The sequence below is a fragment of the Parabacteroides distasonis ATCC 8503 genome (assembly GCF_000012845.1).
In the GTDB taxonomy this organism is placed as follows: Bacteria; Bacteroidota; Bacteroidia; order Bacteroidales; family Tannerellaceae; genus Parabacteroides; species Parabacteroides distasonis.
Genome location: NC_009615.1, coordinates 3,091,102 through 3,111,090, shown reverse-complemented (window position 1 = coordinate 3,111,090; position 19,989 = coordinate 3,091,102). Strand labels below are relative to the sequence as shown.

Genomic DNA, 19,989 nt, shown 5'->3' with positions numbered 1-19,989 from the left:
ACCGCGATGGTAGAACATGCGGGAGTATTAATACTAAAGTAATAAATTAAAAGCTCAGGTCACGAGAACTTCTGTGAAGAAATGTCGTGACCTTTTTTTGTACTCTTAAATCTCGTGCTATGCTTATATCTACTCAAGAAACATTGATCTATAAATCAATTAGTCCGGAAGACATTTATTGTTATACTCCCGGAATCACCGTGACTTCGACGGGACGCTTGGTCGTGACTTTCGACTTGGGCGGCAAGGGGGTAAAAGAAATCTATGCTTCTTCGCAGCTGTATACGGAAAGGACAAGACGGTTAGGTATCGGTAAGATTTTTGTATCGGACGACCAAGGCGCTAGTTGGTGTTTTATCTCGGATTTTAATTTTTGGCATGCCCGCCCTTTTTGTATAGGGGAAAAGATATATATCATAGGAAACGCAGGCGATTTATGTATTATATGCTCGGAAGATGATGGGAATACGTGGAGCGTTCCCTCGTTTCTCTCCCAAGGTGAGAAATGGCATTCTTCTGCCTGTAATGTTCTTTTCGCTAACGAGCGGGTTTACTTGGCGATGGAACAGCGTTTTTATAACTCGGAGATAGAAGGCTGGAATGTGGCGGGTTTGAGCCCTACCTTGCTATCTTGCTCTATTCACGATGATTTACTGGATGCGTCTTCTTGGCGACGTTCCGATCCTTTTGTTTTCAGGGATAAAGTACATTTCCCGGAAGGGGTTGGCATTCCTTTTTACGAGTCATTGACCAATAAGCCGCTAGAATTGGCTCCCGGTCGTTTTAATGCGCCCACTGGATGGCTGGAGGCTCAAGTGGTTCAAATAAAGGATAAACATCATATTTGGTATGATCCGGAGGGGAAAACGTTCCATATGTTTCTTCGTGCGCATACCGGAGGGATTGGATACGCTTGTTTATTAAAAGTGAGGGAAGATAAGAACGGCCAGATGGTAACCGGCTTTCAAGAGACTCCTTCCGGACAGACCTTGCTTTTCTTGCCCTTTCCCGGTGGTCATTTGAAATTCTTTATAGTGTATGATGAGATATCCCGGTTGTATTGGATGGCATCCAATCAATCTTTCGATTCTATGCGGACGATAAGCTCATTACCTGAGACTTCCCGGTATGGACTCCCGAATAATGAGAGGCATCGTTTACAATTATTATTCTCGAAGAATTGTGTGGACTGGTGTATGGCTGGGATGATCGCTTGCCAAGGGAATGAATTATATTCAAGAAATTATCCTTCGTTATGTATCGTAGGTGAGGATATGCACGTGGTTTGCCGTGCGGCGGATGATCATACAAAGGACCCTCAATACTCTGATTGTATTACATATTATAAAATTAAACGGTTTAGAATGTTAATCTATTAAATGAAGTGATTATGGAAAAAGTACTGATTGTAATACCGGCTCGATATGGTTCAAGCCGGTTGCCGGGTAAGCCTTTGGTTAAGATTAAAGGTATAGAGATGATAAAACGGGTCTCGGATATAGCGGATTTTGTATGTCGCAAAAATGAGTCTTGTTCTTATTTGGTAGCTACGGATGATGAGCGCATCGTCTCGTTTTGCGAATCCCGGGAGATTCCGGTGATGATGACTTCCACGAATTGTAAAAGTGGTACGGAACGTTGCTATGAGGCGGCAAGGAAACAGGACACCAATCCCGGACTGATAATAAATCTGCAAGGCGATAATCCCACGTGTCCTCCTTGGATCTTGCAAGATCTGATCGATACATGGAGAAAGGAGAAGGCGGATGTCCTTACCGCCTCGGTCTTGTTGGGATGGAGCGAATACGATCAATTACTGGCGATGAAAAAGGAAACCCCTTATTCTGGCACGACGGTATTGGTGGATCGGCTGGGATATGCCTTAGCTTTCTCGAAACAAACCATACCCGCTATCCGTAAGGAGGATCAGGCTAGGGATCTTTTGCCTAAAAGCCCTGTCAGGCGGCATGTGGGTTTATATGCGTATAGCGGTCGAGCCCTTGAGTCTTATTTCTCATTACCTCCGTCTGTGTATGAACGCTCTTATATAGAAGGATTGGAACAGATGCGTTTCTTAGAGAATGGTATCAAAATGAGGGTCGTAGACGTTGATTATCGGGGACGTGAGACAACAAGCGGGGTTGATTCCCCGGAAGATGTTAAACGGGTTGAGGAAATACTTGAGAAATATGGAGAGTTCGATCTTTCGTGACTTAGATGGAATCGTAGATTCTATTTTATTTCCTTACCATACTTTGGAGGAAGTTCTACCTCCTGGCTGTGAGGCTGGTCCGGTATGGATGGAATTTGCCTGTTGGGTAGACAGCCAAAAGGTGGATATACGGGCATCGGAATCACCCTTATTCTTGAATATATGTGGTATACCCGCATCCGGTAAATCGTATTGGGCGGTGAAATGGCTATCAGAGAATGGACCTTGTTTGCATATCGCTTTCGACGCTATCATGGAGGCATTATCCGGGTATCAAGCGGATTACTCGCTAGATAGGGAGAAAGCGTTCTTACGTTGGGAACTTCCTGCTCGTTTTTTAGGTTACCGTCTTCTTTTGTTGGGATTGAGGAATGGGTGGCCTATTTTATTTGAACATAGTAATGCGTTGAGAGAACATGTGGATTTGTATAAGAAGATAAAGAGTCTTGGATATCGGATTCATATGGTGTGCATCGATGCGACACCAGAAATGGTTATCAAAAGATTGGCTCGGAGGAATCGTTTTTTCCCGGAGGAGCAAGTAAAAAAACGTTGGGATTGCTTGATAGATTTGTTACCTGAATATCAAAAAATAGTAGATGACTTTAAATTAATACAACCATGGAAAAATGTAGAAAACTTGTGATCGTACGGCATGGTAATACGTTTCGTGCGGGAGAGACTCCGACTCGGGTTGGAGCTAGAACTGATTTGCCTCTGGTAGAGGAGGAACGAGCTAGATCTGCGGGACGTTATTTACGTGAAAAGGGGATTGTGATCGACAAGGTGATTTCGGCCCCCTTAAAACGCACATTGGAGACCGCTAACTATATCTTGGAGGAAATGAATGTGGATTTGCCTATCATTCAAGACTTACGTCTTAAAGAGATTGATTATGGGCCGGATGAGAATATGGTAGAAGATCATGTAATAAAACGTTTGGGATCTCTCTATTTAGAAAAGGAGGGAATGGACCGGAAAGACCTAACGGAAGATCGGATCGTGGAGAGTGGACTTTCCGTGATCGCCCAATGGAATGAGAAGGCCGTGGTACCGTTAGGATGGAACGTAGATGTAGAGAAACTGATAAGCGGTTGGCAGGATTTGGCGGCTAGTATACCTGATGGTGAGACTTGGCTGCTAGTATCTTCCAATGGAGTGATGCGTTTCTCCCCCTATATTCTGGGGAATTATGAGGATTTCTGTGCGACTCATGATATTAAGGTTCCGACAGGTGGGGTTTGTATATTCGATTGTGTGGGTGATCATTGGAGGTGTACGGATTGGGGAATAAAGGCTTATAAACTTTTTAAATGATAAATCATGGAAGATATATGGAATATAACAGCTTTGGTAGTTAGTGTATTAAGTGTGCTTTTGTCTCTTTATGCTTTAAGACAGGCTACCACTAAAAATACCTCGGATATGTATCTGTTCTTTATCTCGCAATATGCGAAGGAGGACATGAAATTGGCTTTACGTAAATTGAAAGATATAAAGCGGGGGGTATATCGGTTGGAACAATGGGAGAGTGATATGAAAAATAATTTGCCGAAAGCCTTTGAGTATGACGAGGCGAGACGTTTGGTGAAATATTTTTATGATACTTTAGCCTATATGAAGTTGGAGAAACTAATAGAGGCTCGTTTCGTAAGATTGATTTGCTTGAAGAAAGGGGCATGGCTTTATCTGGACACAGTCGAAGCCATGGAAAAATTTTTTGACAGTGGCTATGATAAAAAGCCATATGCGGTTATTCGGGATGTATGCGAAAATTTACGAAAGGAAGGGTGTTGTCCTCCTTAGTTCATTATTTTCGGCTTTTGGTGATTTAATAAAGCCTTGATCGAAGAAACGATCGGGGCTTTTATATTTATTTCTTAATTTGCCATGACAATATTCCGCAAGTCGAAACCGAATTGAATATACTCATCCTCAGTGATTTGCCTCTCTGTTGTCAGGATGATTAACGCATGCCCTCGATAGTTGTTTCTGTAAGGGGGATGGAAATGGTTGTAACGGTTTTCGAAGAAGCCGCATTTTTTATAGAACTTTAATCGCTTGGAGGAAATTTCATCCGTAATAGGATCGATCTCTAATAAGATGATCTTATTCAGGCGTTTATTAAAATCCTCCAGCAATAAACCGCCGTATCCTTGTCCCCTAAAGTTCTCATGAATGGCGAAATGTTCGATATATACATAGGTGCTAAAATCCCAGTATGAGATAAAGCCGATAAAGAGGTTATCTTTCAGATAAACCACTAGATGATAGTTGGGAGATTGGAAGGCCTGTTCTTGTTGTTCTTCTGTTCGTTGCTCAAATAGAGGGAAACTTGCCGTATATATTTGCTCAAAGGTAGGATAGAGAGGATCTTGCTTTCGCATTATTTCTAGTATGTCCATATGACTTCGCTTTATTTTGATGCGAAGATAATAATCTAAAAACATTGTCATGTCATATTAAAGCTTTATTTTTGGATGATCTTATAATTAAGATATTGTATACGATGATAGCGTGGTTTCGTTATATATGTTTAATTGTTAGCCTTATAATCACTATGCCGGAATTACTTTCGGCACAACGTCTGGTTTCTCAACGTCAAGAGGATGTAGAGGCCGGTCTTTTATATAACGAGAGCGTCTACATCCTATCTAATTATTCTTGTCTATCCTCCAATTCCCCGGAAAAACTTTCTTTGGACGAGTTGTTGCGGAAGCAGATCGAAGGCTTTTATTTCTATTTGAAGCGGGATACGGAGACAAATGTATTGTTACTAAGGAAACCTGATGGTACGTTTACCCCTTTTAGTGAGTCATTGGAAGCCATTAAGACGGCCTTGGATGCGGACTCCACTAAGGTTATGACGCTTTTCCTTGATTTCTATGTAGAGACGGAGCTGGAATCCTCTTTTAAGGAAATAGGCTTGATGGAGTATGTACTTGAGTATGATACGAAAAACGGATGGCCATCCCTGAAGGATATGTTGAGTTCCGGAAAGCGACTGGTCGTTTTCGAGGTTCAGAAACATTTGAACAGTCCTTCATGGTTGCATAATATGAGGGATTTCGTGGAGCATACGGACGCTGATTGGGGCAACCAACCGGAAGGGGTTGAGAGTTTTGATGAGCGGCTGAAAAAAAATTTGTCTTTATTTACCGGATATAAGTTCTTGGAGACTTCCCGGGGGAATAGCAATGATATCTCGGCTTTAGCCCGGCAGACGCCCTATTTAATTGAATCGTTTAAAAGAGCGTGGATCCGGGATGGAAGGGTTCCCAATTTTATCTTGGTAGATAAGTATTACGCGTGGTTGGATGTCTCGTTGGTTACTTTTCGGAATTTCGATATCATCTACGGCGCGGTTACGAATAACAATGAGCTGCTTAACTACGTGAATTGGGATGGGATGTCTAATTATACGACGGGTAAATATTGCTTTCCGCTAGAGCCCGGGGCCGAGTTGATGCTTTCCCCGATCTCTCCGGGCTATAGGATAGAGCCGGCTACGGTTTATGTCTCCGGTACCCAAAGGAAGGCTTTCGCTAGCGATTTTAAGGCTAGACCTTTGCGGATTGACGAGGATATAGAGATTTATTTACCGTTTGAGGGCGATGAGAAAGATGGTTCGTCCAATCATAATCTCACGGTATCTAGGAATGTCGAGTTTATTCAGGACCCTATACGGGGACAGGTCGCTTCCTTGGAGAATCAGGCCCGTGTGGATTTACCGACCGCTTCGGAACTTCATATGCGGGATCATGATTTCACTGTCGGCGTTTGGTTGAAAATACCTAAGTACCTGCCGGAGAAGGAGGATTATTGTATTCTGGGAGCTAAGAACAGTACTTATCAACAAGCGTTGCATCTGTTGATACGGAACCGGAAACCGTATATGGGATTCTTTAACAACGATCTGGTTGGTAACACGGAGATCGAGCCGGGCAAATGGTACAATGTCGTATGGCGGTATAATAAAAGGAATGGGGAGCAGGCTATATTCGTGAATGGAAAACTGGACGCGATCTCTTTTGATCGTCCGGCTTATCTGGGTAGTGATAGCTTATATGTCGGTTTCGTGAATTTCAGCCAGTCCTCGAATTTCGTGGGTGTGCTGGATAATCTTTGTATTTGGTCTCGTGTGTTGAGCGATAAGGAGATATTGGGATTGAGCAACCAGTTATTAGATTTACATATATCGAATGCGATTACTTGGTTGGATATCCTTGGAATTGGGTTGATTTTGATGGCTTTGGTCTCGATAGCTTATCTAGGCTATCGGAAGGTGAAAGAAAAACCAAGGCAGGATGAGGCTGATGCGGGAACGGTCGCGGAGGAGGGAATCGAGGAAGGAATCGAGGAGCCGGATCGTTCTTCGCGAGAGATGCCGGAGGAGATTGAGGAGGTTCCGGTTCTGCGCAATTATATCCGATTGTTTGGAGAGTTCTATGTGTTGGACCGGGATGGAAATGATATAACCTCTCTATTTACTCCCAAGTTGAAACAGCTGTTCCTCTTGATTATGCTTCACTCTTCCCGCGGACGTTTCGGGATATCGAGCAAGGACTTGACACGGATGATTTGGGGGAATGACAACCCCTCGAAAAGTACGAAGAGCCTTCGAAGCGTATCTATATTGAAACTCCGGAAGATATTGGAACGTATCGATACGGTCGAGGTTCTATTTAACGCGAATCGATATATTCTCCAGCTTTCGGAAGATGTCTATTGCGATTATTTGGCTTGTTTGGATTGGCTGAAAGATAAACGGGTACGGACTCAGCCGGACTTTGAATATTTCTATGATATTATCAGCAAAGGAGAAGTGTTCAAAGGGGAATCGTTTGATTGGATGGATGATTTTAAAAGTTATATCTGTAATAGTACGGTGGATGTCTTGTCTCGCTTTATCGACACTTACTCGATCGAGGATGAGGCGGATCGGGTGATCCAGATAGCAGACCAGATCCTTCTGAACGATCCTTGCAACGAGGAGGCTTTGCTCTATAAGATCAAAGCCTTGATTTACCAGAACAACTTTAAATTGGCCCGTTATGTGTACGACCGCTTTTGCGCTTTATACCAAGAGATGTATGGCGAGGCTTTCCCCTCTTCTTTTGAGCAGGTCGTACCGTCTCCGCTGATGAGTCAGCAATCTCCCCAGTAAGTATTATAGTGTGCCTGCTCATTGGCAGGACTGTGCCATTGCTATTGTCACACCTGTGCCATCGTTGTGGCAAGACCGTGCCACCGTTATGGCATGCCTGTGCCATCCGTGTGGCACTCCTCTGCCATTACAGTGGCAAATGTATGCGCCCCACTGATAGCGATCCTTTCGAATAGAGAGGCAGGTGCTATGCCTCTGACTTATCGAAGATTTTTATAAATATTTCTTGATTTATTTATGTCGCTGTTATTGCGTGAATTATGCTTTGTGAGGATATGAAATTTGCCTTAAATTAGCCCTAGGTTAATGCCTTGTTTAGCGTTCGTTAACTCATGGTTTACTGCTCCTCCCTATATTCGCTCTCGTTGTTTCGCACGAGGAAGCGAAGTTGTGTTTTACTATATATATTTTTTTTTCGACTTTAAATTTAATACTATGAGTAACACTATGTCTGACAAGAATTCGGTGAACTTCACACGTAGGGAGTTCTTAGGTACAGTAGCTGCAGCGGCGGCGTTTACAATCGTACCTCGTTCCGTTTTGGGTGGACCGGGCTATACGGCACCTAGCGATATGGTCAATTTGGCCGGTATCGGTGTGGGTAGCCAAGGTGGTGGCGATATACAGAATATCGCTACTCCGGATGTACCAATTAAAAGGAGACCTTTTGGTGGAGGCGGTATGCTGATGCAACCTTATGCGGGCATCCAGCCACCCAGACGGGAACGAAGAGCGTCGGATAATCCTGTGCAAATGGGAGATGCGGAGAAACAATCGTTTAAGCATGCGAATATTTATGCGCTATGTGATGTAGACCACGATTACTCCGGACATATCTTAGCGGGATACCCGAAAGCGAAGAAGTATACCGATTTCCGGGAAATGATCGACAAGGAGAAAGAGATCGATGCGGTATTGATCGGTACTCCGGACCACACCCATGCGGTTATTGCCGCTTATGCGATGAAAGCTGGTAAGCATGTATTTGTAGAGAAGCCGATGGCTAAGACGATTTATGAGACCCGTTTTTTGAGGGATCTGGCAAAGCAAACCGGTGTTGTTACCCAGATGGGTAACCAAGGGCATAATATTGAAGGAACTATGCAGACGGTCGAATGGATCCAAGGTGGCGTGATCGGAGACGTAAGGGAAGTTCATTTGTGGACAAACCGTCCGATGTGGCGCCAAGGTTATTTTGATCGTCCGGCGGGAGTGGATATACCGTCTAATCTTAACTATGACGTGTGGTTGGGACCGGCTCCTGATAAACCTTATAATCCGGAGATGCTTCATTTCGCTTGGCGTGGATTATGGGATTACGGTACAGGCGCTATGGGGGATATGGGAGCCCATACCTTCGACGCTCCGATTTGGGCGCTTAATTTGGGTATGCCCACAAAAATACAAGCTACTTCCACCCCTTACAATAAGGACTATCTGCCACAATCGGAATGCGTGACGTATGAGTTCCCGGCTCGTGGGAATATGCCTCCGGTAAAGGTAACTTGGAGTGATGGGGGTATAAAACCGGCTCGTCCGGCGGAGTTGGAAGCGAACCGCCAGTTAAGGGAAGCGCTTTATATAGGCGATAAAGGCCTGATCATGCATGGTACCCATGGAGCGGAGCCGCAACTGATACCGGAAAGACCGGGGTTCGTAGCTCCGGAGAAGACATTAAAGCGACCGAGTAATATTTATGTGGACTTTATCGAGGCGATAAAGGAAGGTCGCAAAGCCGCTAATGATTTTGAGGTATCCGCTAAATTGACGGAGATTATGTTGCTGACGAATATCGCTGTCGCCGCGCAACGGTTGGATCTTACGTTGGAATATGACGCAGAGAATATGAGAATCACGAATTGTCCGGAAGCGAACGATTATTTCCACTATGAGTATCGTAAAGGTTGGAGCCTGTAAGGGACTTTCTTCTAAGGGTTAAGATTAATTTATAAATTGAATGGTTATGAATAAAGATGTGAACAATGGTCAGTCCAGACGTGAGTTTCTAGGAAGATCGGTCGCTGCTTTGGCGGCCGCGTCTTTCCTTCCGAGTGCTTTCTCTTGTACGGGGAAGAGTGTGGCGGCTCCCGCTCCGGTTGATACGGCGGCGGAGGCAGGCAAGGTTAACTCGAAGTTCGGTGGCGTGCAAATCGGCACGATCACTTATAGTTGGCGTTCCATGCCGGGTGGATTGGAGAATATCATCAAGTATTGCCAAGAAGCGAATATCAGTTCCATTGAGTTGATGGGAGGTGATCTGGAAGCTTATTTAGGAGCTCCGGAGAATCCGATGATGAAATTCTTCCGTCGGCAAGCTTCTCAACCTGCGGCGAAACCGGGTGAGAAACCTGCGGCTCCTCGTCGGATGGGTCCCCCGAAGTTTACTCCGGAGCAGCAGGCTGAGATCGATAAATATAAGGAAGAGGTGAAAGCGTGGCGTCTCGGGCTGGATCTATCGAAGGTGGAAGGTGCCCGTAAGTTGTTGAGCGACGCTGGGATATCTGTGCATATCGTGAAAATGCAACCTTCCGGCATGGGATCGGACGAAGAGGTCGATTATGCCTTCAAGGTGGCCAAGGCCATGGGCGCTAAAGCCGTGACGGACGAGATTAATTTGGAGACGGCGAAAAGAGTCGCTCCATTTGCCGAGAAGCATGGGATGTATATGGCTTTCCATAATCATATGCAATATGCCGAAGAAGGCTTTAGTTGCGATCCGATCTTAGCGATCTCTCCTTCTATTATGTTGAATTTTGATGCGGGCCACTTCTTTGGCTCTACAGGTATCCATCCGAATGAGATGATCAAGAAATATCATGATCGGATCTATAGTATCCACTTGAAAGATAAGACGGGGCCTACGACAGGGGACCAGCCGAATACGAATCAAGTATGGGGACAAGGGGAGATGCCGTTGGAAGACGTGCTCTTGTTGATCAAACAAGAGAAATGGCCTATCTATTGCGATATAGAACTGGAATATGATATCAAGCCTTGGTCTGACTCCGTGAAAGAGGTAGGCACTTGCGTGAAATATGCTCGACAGATATTGATGTAGATTATAGAATGTTGTCTTTGGTATGTCATTAATGGGATGACGAAAAGGTCGGTTCCCGGTGGAGCCGACCCTTTATTTTTTATTTATTGATCTCTTTCAGCAAATTTGGTGCGCACTTAAAATGGACAATGGTTCTAGGGATCAACATTAAAGTCTCTCCGCTTTTCGGGTTTCTAGCCAACCTGCTTGTCTGTAAGCGGGGAGTATAAACACCGAAACCCTGTATACATACCTTTTCTCCGGCTCTCGTTTTCTCTAAGATGATGTTATTCAGTTCTTCCAATATGTACCGGATTTCTGCTTTGTCATTACCGACTCTTTTCGATAATTCCTCGATTAGCTGACTTTTATTCATATCGTATTATTTTTTGAGAAGTTTGTTCTTTGCTCTGTTGTTAAATATTTTTTCCTGTATTGCAAAGGCGATAAGCCCGTGTGCCTCCGAAAGAAGCGTCCCAACGAGGATTGGTTCGAGAACTGCGTCTTCTCAACAATCTCTTGGATATTCAAGGTGGAGTTGGTGAGTAATCCTTTTAATTCTAGGATCATATATTCCGTAATCCAATCTTTGGCGGATTTGCCGCTTACCTCCTTAACAACCATGGTCAAGTATTTAGGGGTGATGCATAGAGAGTTCGCGTAGAACGTCACGCTTCTGTTCACTTTGTAATTACTCATGACCAATTGAAAGAATTTGTGGGTCAGTTCTTTCTTGTGTACATCTATCGTTGCCGTACTGTCTAAAGAATTGACTTTATAATGGTTATATATATCAAGGAATAATATGCGAAGTAAGAGTATAACCGACTCTCTTCGATACTGGTTTTCCGGATCGACGGCTTTTCTTATAAGTAATTCAAAGAAGTCTACAAAGGAAAGAGTTTCCACGTCTTCCATCTTGAAATAGTAATGTTGCCTCATATAGAAAAAGAAATGTGGCGAGAAACGACTGATACCGCTTAATATATCAGAATAAAAGGATTCCGTGATCGTGAAATATCTGATTTGGAAATCTACGCTAACGTCCGTTAATGCGACCAATTGCCCCGGCAAGATGATGATGAGCTCTTTGGGGGTTATAATGTGCTTGTTGGAATAGATATCAATTTTAGCGTTTCCTTTTACACAATAGATGACAATCCCTAATCTTATATAAGAAGGGTAAGTGGTAATAGGGAGTTCTTTGGAAAGTGTAAAGATCTTGAAGTCCTTCTCCAAAGAATAATCAATACCACTATTCGGCTCAACTATTTTTTTAATATTTCCCGACATTCTTTTTGTCTATGTTTCTTATGTAAAATTATAACTTCGTCTTTTACTATATTTATCTAGTGGTTGTTTGGTATAATATTACAGAAATATAGGTCTCGTTTTGGCGTTTTTTAAAGTTTGGCTTAAATGATACCTTGAAAAATAACCGCTATTGGATGTTTTTGTTTGTAGGTCTAATACTTTTTTGCAAATACGGTTGAGGTGATGTTAGGGATAACTTGTATTCTAAGGGCTGTGCGAGCTGGATGGAATATGTGTTAGGAAATATTAGTAATTAAGGTTAAGGACAAGCGTGCGAGACAAGAACGGGAAGGATTGCCTCGCACGACAGGCTTAGATCGTCTTTTAGATAAACTTGAGTATATCTTCTGCCTTTTCCGCTATATGATCGGGTGCGTATTTCTCTAATTCCGTACGAGGGCGAAAGCCCCATGTTACCCCACAGGAGGTCACTTCGCTGTTGATGGCGGTTTGCATGTCTACGTCCGAATCACCGACATAAAGAGTGCTCTCTTTGGATATGCTCGCTCGTTCTACGATCTCATTGACAATACTGGGATCTGGCTTCGCCTTTACTCCTTCACGCTGTCCGAGAACCTCCGTAAATTGTATGGAAGGAAAGAAATGGGCGATGAGCTTACGGGTAGCGGCTTGATATTTATTAGAAGCGACCGCCAGTTTTATCCCTCTTTCCTGCAACAAGGCTAATAACTCAGGGACACCGGGGTATGGAACGCTGCGATCCGTGTTATGCAGATCGTAATGCTTCAAGAACTCTTCCCTTACCTTTAGTATATTCTCTGCCGTCTTTTCACCTTCGGGTAACGCGCGTTCGAATAATTTGTTGATGCCGTTTCCTACGAAGAAGTTATACTCCTTTACGTCGTGCGTCGGAAAACCGTTTTGCCGCAACGCATGGTTCGTGCTATGGGCTAAATCGGCGATCGTATTTAATAATGTTCCGTCAAGATCGAATATTACTAACTTTTTCATTTTAGTTTTCTGGCAAAATTAATGGAATGTAGAGACATACTTTCCCTTTCGACTGATAAAATAGATGAACCGATTTAAAAATAGATAAAAGTATTAGGTCATATATAAGATATTTGTATCTTTAGGACAGGAATAGAAATCCTTTGTAATATATTGTATAACCTAAAATTGGAACATCATGGGAAAGAATCAATTAATTCACGGGAATGAATTTCATTTGCTGAAACAAGCAGAGATTCATAAAGCTACAGGCAAATTAGTCGAGTCACTAAACTTGGCAGCCGGTTCTACGGGAGGTTTTGATATTTATAAAGTTGTAGAGGCTTATTTTACGGATTTAGAGAAAAGAAAGGAGATCAATGATTTGTTGGGTATTTCCGAGCCATGTGAGACACGTGTCACGGAAGAATGCTTTTCTTAAATAAGCCGCAGTAGGAATAACATAGAAAAAGGAGATACCTGAATCAGATATCTCCTTTTATTATATCTCAAAGAAGGATCAATTACTTACCAGAAAGTTTTTCTTTCAAAGCTGCCAATTCCTCTATGTCACCTAATGTAGTCTTTTCAACCGGACCGGTTACCATTCCAGATTCCTCTTCTTTTTTACCGCCACGTTTTGAGGATGCCTTCTTTTCAGAAGTTGCCTTAGCGCCTTTTTGCTCATCTTCAAAGATGCGGCTGTGAGAAAGGATGATACGTTTAGCTTCCTTGTTGAACTCGATTACCTTGAATGAAAGTTTCTCATCTACTTGAGCTTGAGAACCATCTTCTTTTACAAGATGCTTCGGAGTAGCGAAACCTTCTACGCCGTAAGGCAAAGAGATAACGGCACCCTTATCCAATACTTCGATGATTGTACCTTCGTGGATAGAACCAACCGTGAAGATTGTCTCGAATACATCCCAAGGATTCTCTTCCAATTGCTTGTGGCCTAAGCTTAAGCGACGGTTTTCCTTATCGATTTCCAATACTTGAACCTCGATCTCAGCGCCGATCTGAGTGAATTCAGACGGATGTTTGATCTTCTTCGTCCAAGACAAGTCAGAGATGTGGATCAAGCCGTCAACACCTTCCTCGATTTCTACGAATACACCGAAGTTAGTGAAGTTACGAACCTTAGCCGCATGACGAGAACCTACCGGGAAGCGCTCCTCGATGTTTTCCCAAGGATCAGCCTTCAATTGCTTGATACCAAGAGACATCTTACGCTCGTCACGGTCCAAAGTCAAGATTACGGCTTCGATCTCGTCGCCAACCTTCATGAAGTCTTGAGCGGAACGCAAGTGCTGTGTCCAAGACATCTCTGAAACGTGGATCAAACCTTCTACGCCCGGAGCGATCTCGATGAACGCACCGTAGTCAGCCATAACGACAACTTTACCCTTAACCTTGTCACCAACCTTCAAGTTCGTATCCAAAGCATCCCATGGGTGCGGAGTCAATTGCTTCAAGCCAAGAGCGATACGTTTCTTCTCGTCGTCGAAGTCCAAGATAACAACATTGATCTTCTGATCAAGCTGAACGATTTCTTCCGGATGAGAAACACGTCCCCAAGAAAGGTCTGTGATGTGGATCAAACCGTCTACGCCACCCAAGTCGATGAATACACCGTAAGAAGTGATGTTCTTGACAGTTCCTTCCAATACCTGTCCTTTCTCCAATTTGGAGATGATATCTTTCTTCTGTTGTTCCAACTCAGCCTCGATAAGAGCCTTGTGAGATACAACAACATTCTTGAATTCTTGATTGATCTTAACAATCTTGAATTCCATAGTCTTACCTACAAATACATCGTAGTCGCGGATCGGCTTCACATCGATCTGAGAACCCGGCAAGAACGCTTCGATACCGAATACGTCAACGATCATACCGCCCTTCGTACGACATTTGATGTAACCTTTGATAATTTCGTCTTTTTCAAGAGCCTCGTTAACACGATCCCAAGAACGTGTAGCGCGTGCTTTCTTGTGTGAAAGGATCAATTGTCCTTTTTTGTCTTCTTGGCTCTCGATGTAAACCTCTACCTCGTCACCAATCTTTAAATCCGGGTTATAACGGAACTCGGACATAGGAACAACACCGTCAGATTTGAAACCGATGTTTACAACAACCTCACGTTTGTTCATAGAAGTAACGGTACCCATAACCACTTCTTTGTCTTTTACCGTGTTCAGGGTCTCGTCATACGTTTTTACAAGATCGTCCTTGCTTACTTCGGTGTAAGTCTCGCCTTGCTCGAAAGCGTCCCAGTTGAAATCTTCAACTGGCTGGATGTTTTTTAAATTTTCCATTCTTTAATTGTTAATACTAAGTTTGTTTTAATTAGTAAGTTAGACTTTATGTTGTCATCTCTCAAAAATCGGGGCAAAGGTAATGCTTTTTTTCTGATTGACAAGAGTTTTGAGGGGTAAAAACATTCATTTGGGTCGTGTTGGCTGTAATTACGGAAAACTGTTGATTTTTATTGATATTTATTTTGTAAGTTTGCGAATTGTAAGCGATAAATCAATGAGCAGAGGATTTTTAAGAAAGTCCAGCGTCAATACTTTTATAGGAATAGTGTGGATTTTGTTTGCGGTGGGCACAAGTGCGCAGAATGCCGTGAGTAAATTTCGTGCGGATAGCATACGCCAATCTTTATCACGTATCCAAAAACCTCAGGATAAGATACCCCTTCTTAAAGAATTAATCGGCTTGTACTGGCAATTGCCGGAGGAGGTACTAGCGTTGAAAGAGATAATCGATATCGCGATGCCTTTGGATTCCATCGGGATCGTATACGATGCGATGGCTGGCTTGAGTCGTTATTACCCTGCTATTAGGACGTTTGTCCGAGTCGGGGGCGCTCTTGAAACAGTATGATCATTTATTGGATTCCTTGGAAAGGAAGTATAATGGGGAGGGAAAGATTTTTCCGGTAAAACGTCATCGTTGCTTGATGAGTTGCTATTATTGCGAGCTGTATACCATGAAAGGGAATTCGGGAAAGGCACAGGCGTATTTGGATCAGGCGACCGCTTATTTGGATAGTTCTTTTGGGGATAGGGTGGAGGCTCAATATCTGCGGACAAAATCATTTTATTATTGGAAGGAGAAAGATTATAGGCATGCGTTGTCCGCCGTCAATCTGGCTTTAAAGATCAATCGTGATCTGGATAAGTTGGAGATGAAGAAAGCGGTATTGCAATCGTCCGGCCAATTGCAAGAGGCGGTCACTATCTATGAGGAGATCATCAATAAGACGGAGACGATCAACACGGATGCCTTCGACCGGCAAATCGAGCAACTCCGTGTATTGAATGACTTGAATGACCTGGAAAAGCAAGATCGGGAGTTGAAGCTGAAATCGGAGCAAGAAGCTTTGAAGCAGAAGCAGATTGTCGTATCTATCGGTCTTCTATTGGTCTTGATGGGCCTACTCTATATGTTGTGGCGTATTTATATGCATACTAAGCGGTTGAGAAATGAGTTGCTTCAGGAGAAAGACTCCTTGACCGCTTCGGAGAAGCAACTGCGGGTCGTGACGAAAGAGGCGGAGGCGGCGAACAAGAAAAAAAGCGCCTTTATCGCCAATATCAGCCATGAGGTGCGTACGCCGTTGAACGCCATTGTCGGGTTCTCGGAATTATTGGCGAGTAGCGAGTATAGCGAGGAGGAGAAGATCCGGTTTGCCGGGGAGGTGAACCATAGTTCCGAGTTGCTATTGAATCTGGTGAACGATGTCCTGGATTTATCCCGTTTGGAATCCGGCAAGATCAAGTTCAGCGTGAAGCCAAACGATCTGGTCGCCTGTTGCCAGAGGGCGTTGGATTCGATTCGCCATCGGGTGAAGCCCGGGGTCCGATTGACGTTTACTCCCTCGATTGAATCTTATACCTTGAATACGGATGCCTTGCGTTTACAGCAGTTGCTGACTAACTTGTTGTCGAATGCCGCTAAATTCACCTCCGAGGGAGAGATCAATCTCTCGTTTACCGTGGATGAGGGCAAGGAGGAGGTCTGTTTCTCCGTTACGGATACGGGCTGCGGGATCCCGGAGGATAAGTGCGAAAAGATATTCGAGCGTTTTGAGAAACTGGACGACTTTATTCAAGGTACCGGCCTAGGACTATCTGTTTGCCAGATCATCTCGGAGCAGCTTAATGGCTCTTTATCGGTGGACATCTCTTATAAGGATGGAGCCCGGTTTGTCTTTATACATCCAACGAATTTAATTGAGACCCCCATATGAGACTGAAGAATCGACTCAATAACTGGATATCCATACGTATGGGGATGGTCATCGTGATCTTCCTAGGCGTATCTTGCGGTTCGATGAGATCTTCCACACCTCCTCCCGCCAAGGATCGTTTAACGGAGATCGACAGCTTGGAGAGGTTATTGCCGGACTGCCCGACAATAGCGTCTACCTTGCCCTTATTGCGGCGGTTGGCATTCCTGTACCAGCAGCAATCCGAGATGAAGGTTTATAATGAACGTCTTTATGAAAATGCGATGGCGGTGGATTCTATATCTGTCGCATACTTGGGATTGAAGAACTTAGCCGAATATTATTACGATCAGTCTGTACGTGATAGTTTGGAATATTATTGTTCTCTCGTAGACTCCATAGCCAAGGCCCGGCATGAATACCCGAATGTGTTGTTTGACGTGAAGAGCCTTTCCAGCCAAGATCTCCTTTGGCTTGGGAATTATGAGCTGGCGATGAGCGAAGCTATGGATCTGTATCGGTTGGCGAGCAACTTGGATCATAGATATGGCTTGCTCCGTTGCTCGGAGACATTAGGATTGATTTACCAACGAATCCGGAGGGATAGCGACGCTGTTGTCTCTTTTCAGGAAAGCCTTGATTTATTGAAGGATATAAAGGATGTGCCGGATATCATGGATACTAAGGTCCGGTTAACTTCTTATCAATTGGAGAGTAGCGTACGGACGAAGCAATATGCGTCGACGGAACGGATCTTAGGGCAATATATGGCTTTGCTCGATGAGCAGTATAAGATCTACCAAGAGAAAAACGATCTTTTGTCTATTAAAAGAGAATATTGGTTACTTTATTCTTTTTACACGAGTTTTTATCTTTCGCAAGGAGACTTGGAGAATGCCAAGCGTTCGTTGGATCAAGCCTCTTCTTATGCGGATAGTAATTGGGTTGAGGGAGATTATGCGATCAATACCTACCTGACGGTTAAGGCCCGTTATCATAAGGCGGCAGGAGACATTCCGCTGGCGCTTCATTGTATAAATGAAGTGCTGGAGACCGAGCGGCTGCCCGAGGATATCCAGTTCAAGGCGGATATCTTGAAGGAACAGGGACAACTTGGGGAGGTCATGGCTCTATATGACGAACTTTATAGTACGCTGACGAAAAGGCGGGGAACTTCTTTTCTCCGGCAGGTAAACCAATTGCGTACCTTGCATGAGCTGCATGAAAAGGAGTTGAAAGAAACGGAATTGAAGGAGGCCGGGCAACGCATCGCCCGGAAACAGGATCTGCTGATCTTTATCCTATCCATATCGGTCGTGCTGTTGATCCTTCTCTATGTCCTGTTTTTGTACTACCGTCATCTACGATCCTTGAAGAACCAGTTGCAGCGGGAGAAAGAGTTGCTTTTGGAATCTCAAAGACAGTTGATAAAGGAAAAGACCCGTGCGGAAGAGGCTAGCTTGATGAAAAGCGCTTTCCTTGCGAATATGAGCCACGAGGTCCGGACTCCGTTAAATGCTATCGTGGGGTTCTCCGGTTTATTGGTGGAACCTTCTACCGATGAGGAGGAGCGGAAGGAATATTCGTCTATCATCCGGAACAACACGGATCTGATGTTGAATCTGGTAAACGACGTATTGGACTTATCCCGGATGGAGACCGGAGACCTTCATTTTGACATCAAGGATCATCTGCTTTTAGTATGTTGCCAAATGGCTTTGGAGAGTGTACGCCATCGGATACCGGATGGGGTTAAATTGACTTTTTCTCCCGCCGGGGAACCAATCGTGGTACATGTAGATAATCTGCGCCTGCAACAACTGTTGACAAACCTGTTGACAAACGCCGCTAAATTTACGGAGAAAGGCGAGATTAATCTATCGTTTCAACTTGAGCCGGACCGGAAGAAGGTATGTATAGCCGTTACGGATACGGGCGCCGGAATCCCCCTTGAAAAACAGGCTACCATATTCAACCGCTTTGAGAAGCTGGACGATTACAAGCCCGGCGTGGGTTTGGGGCTCTCTATCTGTCTCCTGATCGCCGAGCGGCTGGACGGCGCCTTGTTTATCGACTCTTCGTATACAGACGGGGCTCGCTTCGTGCTTATCCTTTCTTGTGAAATAGATTCCTCAATTTATAATCCGCCAATAGAAGTATGAGCGTGATGGCCCCTATGTATAAATAGAAAGCCAAGGCCGATGTGCTTATCGTGGGGATGGCTATCTTGGGTATCTCCATATATACGAAAGATACGATCGCGAGGGAAATCATGATAAGCGAGGCCACGATCGCCGCTAACAGGCTGAACCGTTCGTCACGTTTCTTCGCCTTTGCGGACTCAAGCATGATTTGTCGCATTACGTTCGAACGGAACGAGGCGGGAAGCTCCTCCTCCGGTATGCGTTTGAATAAATCCCCCAATAAATCGGGTTGTTCCTTATTTGTGTTTATCTTACTCATGATCCATTCCATTTAATAATACAAACAATTTTTTTCGGATGCGATGTAGCTTGACTTTAATATTCGAGGCGGTCAAGCCGGTGATAGAGACCAGTTCTTCTATTGTTTTTTCTTTCCAATAAAAGAGCAAGATCAAGGCCCGTTCGTCCGGTAGAAGTTGTTCAAGGGCGACTTCCAATCTTTGAACCTGTTCCGTGGATTCGGTTTGTCCGAACAGGTTCGTAATTTCCTCCTCCGATACGTTTTCAAGTGTAGTCTCCTCAATCGCTAGAAACTCATATCTCTTCTTCCGGACCGACGAGATCGCCGTGTTGTAAGCGATCCGGTAAATCCATGTGGAGAAACTGCAATCCCCTTTGAATGAGGCGAGGTTTTTGAATACCTTCATAAACGTATCTTGCGCCAACTCCTCAGCCTCCTCTTGGCTTCGTACCACTTTGAGGATCAACGAGTGAATCGGACGGCTATACTTGTCCAAAAGGCAAGCGAAACATGCCACGTCCCCCGCTTGTATCCTTTGTATGTAATATGTATCGGTATACAATTCCATTGTACTTAATGGACGCAAGCCGGGTAAATAGGTTACAACTTGCGGTAACAAAAATAAAAAA

Annotated in this window: 19 protein-coding genes; 12 read left to right on the top strand and 7 right to left on the bottom strand. The window is 44.1% G+C overall.

The window, feature by feature from the left end; translation table 11 throughout:
• Nucleotides 1-119: 119 nt before the first annotated feature.
• Genes BDI_RS13150 through BDI_RS13130 form a run of 5 tightly spaced genes read left to right on the top strand, consistent with a single transcriptional unit; the run spans nt 120 to nt 4,018 of the window.
• Nucleotides 120-1,379: a sialidase family protein gene (locus BDI_RS13150; RefSeq protein WP_008780660.1), complete on the top strand. Its 1,260-nt coding sequence runs from the start codon at nt 120-122 to the stop codon at nt 1,377-1,379.
• An 11-nt stretch (nt 1,380-1,390) separates the two neighbouring features.
• Nucleotides 1,391-2,212 carry a 3-deoxy-manno-octulosonate cytidylyltransferase family protein gene (locus BDI_RS13145; protein WP_011966922.1) on the top strand — a complete coding sequence of 274 codons (822 nt, stop codon included), beginning with the start codon at nt 1,391-1,393 and terminating at the stop codon, nt 2,210-2,212.
• On the top strand, nt 2,190-2,858 hold the full coding sequence (locus BDI_RS13140) for an AAA family ATPase (protein ID WP_041525587.1): 669 nt from the start codon (nt 2,190-2,192) through the stop codon (nt 2,856-2,858). The genes BDI_RS13145 and BDI_RS13140 overlap by 23 nt, the downstream gene beginning before the upstream one ends.
• Nucleotides 2,834-3,529: a histidine phosphatase family protein gene (locus tag BDI_RS13135; protein WP_011966920.1), complete on the top strand. Its 696-nt coding sequence runs from the start codon at nt 2,834-2,836 to the stop codon at nt 3,527-3,529. Before BDI_RS13140 ends, BDI_RS13135 begins: the two co-directional genes overlap by 25 nt.
• Nucleotides 3,530-3,535: 6 nt before the next feature.
• A complete protein-coding gene (locus BDI_RS13130; RefSeq protein WP_005861117.1) occupies nt 3,536-4,018 on the top strand; it encodes a hypothetical protein in 483 nt (160 codons plus the stop codon).
• A gap of 74 nt (nt 4,019-4,092) precedes the next feature.
• On the opposite strand, the gene BDI_RS13125 is transcribed toward BDI_RS13130, so the two are convergent.
• Nucleotides 4,093-4,617, bottom strand: coding sequence for a GNAT family N-acetyltransferase (locus BDI_RS13125; RefSeq protein WP_034527732.1), 525 nt, complete (start codon nt 4,615-4,617; stop codon nt 4,093-4,095).
• A gap of 71 nt (nt 4,618-4,688) precedes the next feature.
• Here BDI_RS13125 and BDI_RS13120 point away from each other — a divergent pair, with 71 nt between their 5' ends.
• The 3 genes from BDI_RS13120 (at nt 4,689) to BDI_RS13110 (ending at nt 10,437) form a co-directional block, all read left to right on the top strand.
• Nucleotides 4,689-7,379 (top strand): LamG-like jellyroll fold domain-containing protein, encoded by a 2,691-nt coding sequence (locus BDI_RS13120; protein WP_011966918.1) that lies wholly within the window; start codon nt 4,689-4,691, stop codon nt 7,377-7,379.
• A 447-nt stretch (nt 7,380-7,826) separates the two neighbouring features.
• On the top strand, nt 7,827-9,296 hold the full coding sequence (locus tag BDI_RS13115; protein ID WP_036615298.1) for a Gfo/Idh/MocA family protein: 1,470 nt from the start codon (nt 7,827-7,829) through the stop codon (nt 9,294-9,296).
• Nucleotides 9,297-9,342: 46 nt separating this feature from the next.
• Nucleotides 9,343-10,437 carry a sugar phosphate isomerase/epimerase gene (locus BDI_RS13110; protein WP_005861126.1) on the top strand — a complete coding sequence of 365 codons (1,095 nt, stop codon included), beginning with the start codon at nt 9,343-9,345 and terminating at the stop codon, nt 10,435-10,437.
• A 79-nt stretch (nt 10,438-10,516) separates the two neighbouring features.
• Here BDI_RS13110 and BDI_RS13105 read toward each other — a convergent pair whose 3' ends face one another.
• The 3 genes from BDI_RS13105 to BDI_RS13095 form a co-directional block, all read right to left on the bottom strand.
• Nucleotides 10,517-10,792: an HU family DNA-binding protein gene (locus BDI_RS13105; protein ID WP_011966916.1), complete on the bottom strand. Its 276-nt coding sequence runs from the start codon at nt 10,790-10,792 to the stop codon at nt 10,517-10,519.
• Nucleotides 10,789-11,709, bottom strand: a complete 921-nt coding sequence (locus BDI_RS13100) for an AraC family transcriptional regulator (RefSeq protein ID WP_005861131.1) — start codon at nt 11,707-11,709, stop codon at nt 10,789-10,791. Before BDI_RS13100 ends, BDI_RS13105 begins: the two co-directional genes overlap by 4 nt.
• A 345-nt stretch (nt 11,710-12,054) precedes the next feature.
• Nucleotides 12,055-12,702 carry an HAD family hydrolase gene (locus tag BDI_RS13095; RefSeq protein ID WP_011966915.1) on the bottom strand — a complete coding sequence of 216 codons (648 nt, stop codon included), beginning with the start codon at nt 12,700-12,702 and terminating at the stop codon, nt 12,055-12,057.
• Nucleotides 12,703-12,880: 178 nt separating this feature from the next.
• Between BDI_RS13095 and BDI_RS13090 the strand changes: the two genes are divergently transcribed.
• Nucleotides 12,881-13,123 carry a hypothetical protein gene (locus tag BDI_RS13090; protein ID WP_005861135.1) on the top strand — a complete coding sequence of 81 codons (243 nt, stop codon included), beginning with the start codon at nt 12,881-12,883 and terminating at the stop codon, nt 13,121-13,123.
• A gap of 82 nt (nt 13,124-13,205) precedes the next feature.
• Here BDI_RS13090 and rpsA read toward each other — a convergent pair whose 3' ends face one another.
• Nucleotides 13,206-14,996: a 30S ribosomal protein S1 gene (rpsA, locus tag BDI_RS13085; protein ID WP_005861137.1), complete on the bottom strand. Its 1,791-nt coding sequence runs from the start codon at nt 14,994-14,996 to the stop codon at nt 13,206-13,208.
• A 310-nt stretch (nt 14,997-15,306) separates the two neighbouring features.
• On the opposite strand from rpsA, the gene BDI_RS21250 reads away from it, so the two are divergent.
• The 3 genes from BDI_RS21250 to BDI_RS13070 all read left to right on the top strand — a co-directional run bounded on the left by BDI_RS21250 (nt 15,307) and on the right by BDI_RS13070 (nt 19,077).
• On the top strand, nt 15,307-15,567 hold the full coding sequence (locus BDI_RS21250; protein WP_226766662.1) for a hypothetical protein: 261 nt from the start codon (nt 15,307-15,309) through the stop codon (nt 15,565-15,567).
• A gap of 76 nt (nt 15,568-15,643) precedes the next feature.
• A complete protein-coding gene (locus tag BDI_RS13075; RefSeq protein ID WP_305953583.1) occupies nt 15,644-16,936 on the top strand; it encodes a tetratricopeptide repeat-containing sensor histidine kinase in 1,293 nt (430 codons plus the stop codon).
• Complete coding sequence (locus BDI_RS13070) at nt 16,933-19,077, top strand: sensor histidine kinase (RefSeq protein WP_011966912.1); 2,145 nt, start codon at nt 16,933-16,935, stop codon at nt 19,075-19,077. The genes BDI_RS13075 and BDI_RS13070 overlap by 4 nt, the downstream gene beginning before the upstream one ends.
• On the opposite strand, the gene BDI_RS13065 is transcribed toward BDI_RS13070, so the two are convergent.
• On the bottom strand, nt 19,022-19,378 hold the full coding sequence (locus BDI_RS13065) for a hypothetical protein (RefSeq protein ID WP_005861145.1): 357 nt from the start codon (nt 19,376-19,378) through the stop codon (nt 19,022-19,024). The two genes, BDI_RS13070 and BDI_RS13065, sit on opposite strands and share 56 nt — an antisense overlap.
• Nucleotides 19,371-19,928, bottom strand: a complete 558-nt coding sequence (locus BDI_RS13060) for an RNA polymerase sigma factor (RefSeq protein ID WP_041525678.1) — start codon at nt 19,926-19,928, stop codon at nt 19,371-19,373. The genes BDI_RS13065 and BDI_RS13060 overlap by 8 nt, the downstream gene beginning before the upstream one ends.
• Nucleotides 19,929-19,989 lie beyond the last annotated feature (61 nt).

Excerpts from the sequence above, each read along its gene's own strand:
- BDI_RS13140 (WP_041525587.1), top strand. The coding sequence starts at position 2,190 with ATGGAGAGTTCGATCTTTCGTGACTTAGATGGAATCGTAGATTCTATT.
- BDI_RS13095 (WP_011966915.1), bottom strand. The coding sequence starts at position 12,702 with ATGAAAAAGTTAGTAATATTCGATCTTGACGGAACATTATTAAATACG.
- BDI_RS13065 (WP_005861145.1), bottom strand. The coding sequence starts at position 19,378 with ATGAGTAAGATAAACACAAATAAGGAACAACCCGATTTATTGGGGGAT.
- BDI_RS13060 (WP_041525678.1), bottom strand. The coding sequence starts at position 19,928 with ATGGAATTGTATACCGATACATATTACATACAAAGGATACAAGCGGGG.
- BDI_RS13145 (WP_011966922.1), top strand. The coding sequence starts at position 1,391 with ATGGAAAAAGTACTGATTGTAATACCGGCTCGATATGGTTCAAGCCGG.
- BDI_RS13135 (WP_011966920.1), top strand. The coding sequence starts at position 2,834 with ATGGAAAAATGTAGAAAACTTGTGATCGTACGGCATGGTAATACGTTT.
- rpsA (WP_005861137.1), bottom strand. The coding sequence starts at position 14,996 with ATGGAAAATTTAAAAAACATCCAGCCAGTTGAAGATTTCAACTGGGAC.
- BDI_RS13100 (WP_005861131.1), bottom strand. The coding sequence starts at position 11,709 with ATGTCGGGAAATATTAAAAAAATAGTTGAGCCGAATAGTGGTATTGAT.
- BDI_RS13070 (WP_011966912.1), top strand. The coding sequence starts at position 16,933 with ATGAGACTGAAGAATCGACTCAATAACTGGATATCCATACGTATGGGG.
- BDI_RS13090 (WP_005861135.1), top strand. The coding sequence starts at position 12,881 with ATGGGAAAGAATCAATTAATTCACGGGAATGAATTTCATTTGCTGAAA.
- BDI_RS13130 (WP_005861117.1), top strand. The coding sequence starts at position 3,536 with ATGGAAGATATATGGAATATAACAGCTTTGGTAGTTAGTGTATTAAGT.
- BDI_RS13125 (WP_034527732.1), bottom strand. The coding sequence starts at position 4,617 with ATGGACATACTAGAAATAATGCGAAAGCAAGATCCTCTCTATCCTACC.
- BDI_RS13150 (WP_008780660.1), top strand. The coding sequence starts at position 120 with ATGCTTATATCTACTCAAGAAACATTGATCTATAAATCAATTAGTCCG.
- BDI_RS13115 (WP_036615298.1), top strand. The coding sequence starts at position 7,827 with ATGTCTGACAAGAATTCGGTGAACTTCACACGTAGGGAGTTCTTAGGT.
- BDI_RS13110 (WP_005861126.1), top strand. The coding sequence starts at position 9,343 with ATGAATAAAGATGTGAACAATGGTCAGTCCAGACGTGAGTTTCTAGGA.
- BDI_RS13105 (WP_011966916.1), bottom strand. The coding sequence starts at position 10,792 with ATGAATAAAAGTCAGCTAATCGAGGAATTATCGAAAAGAGTCGGTAAT.
- BDI_RS13075 (WP_305953583.1), top strand. The coding sequence starts at position 15,644 with ATGAGTTGCTATTATTGCGAGCTGTATACCATGAAAGGGAATTCGGGA.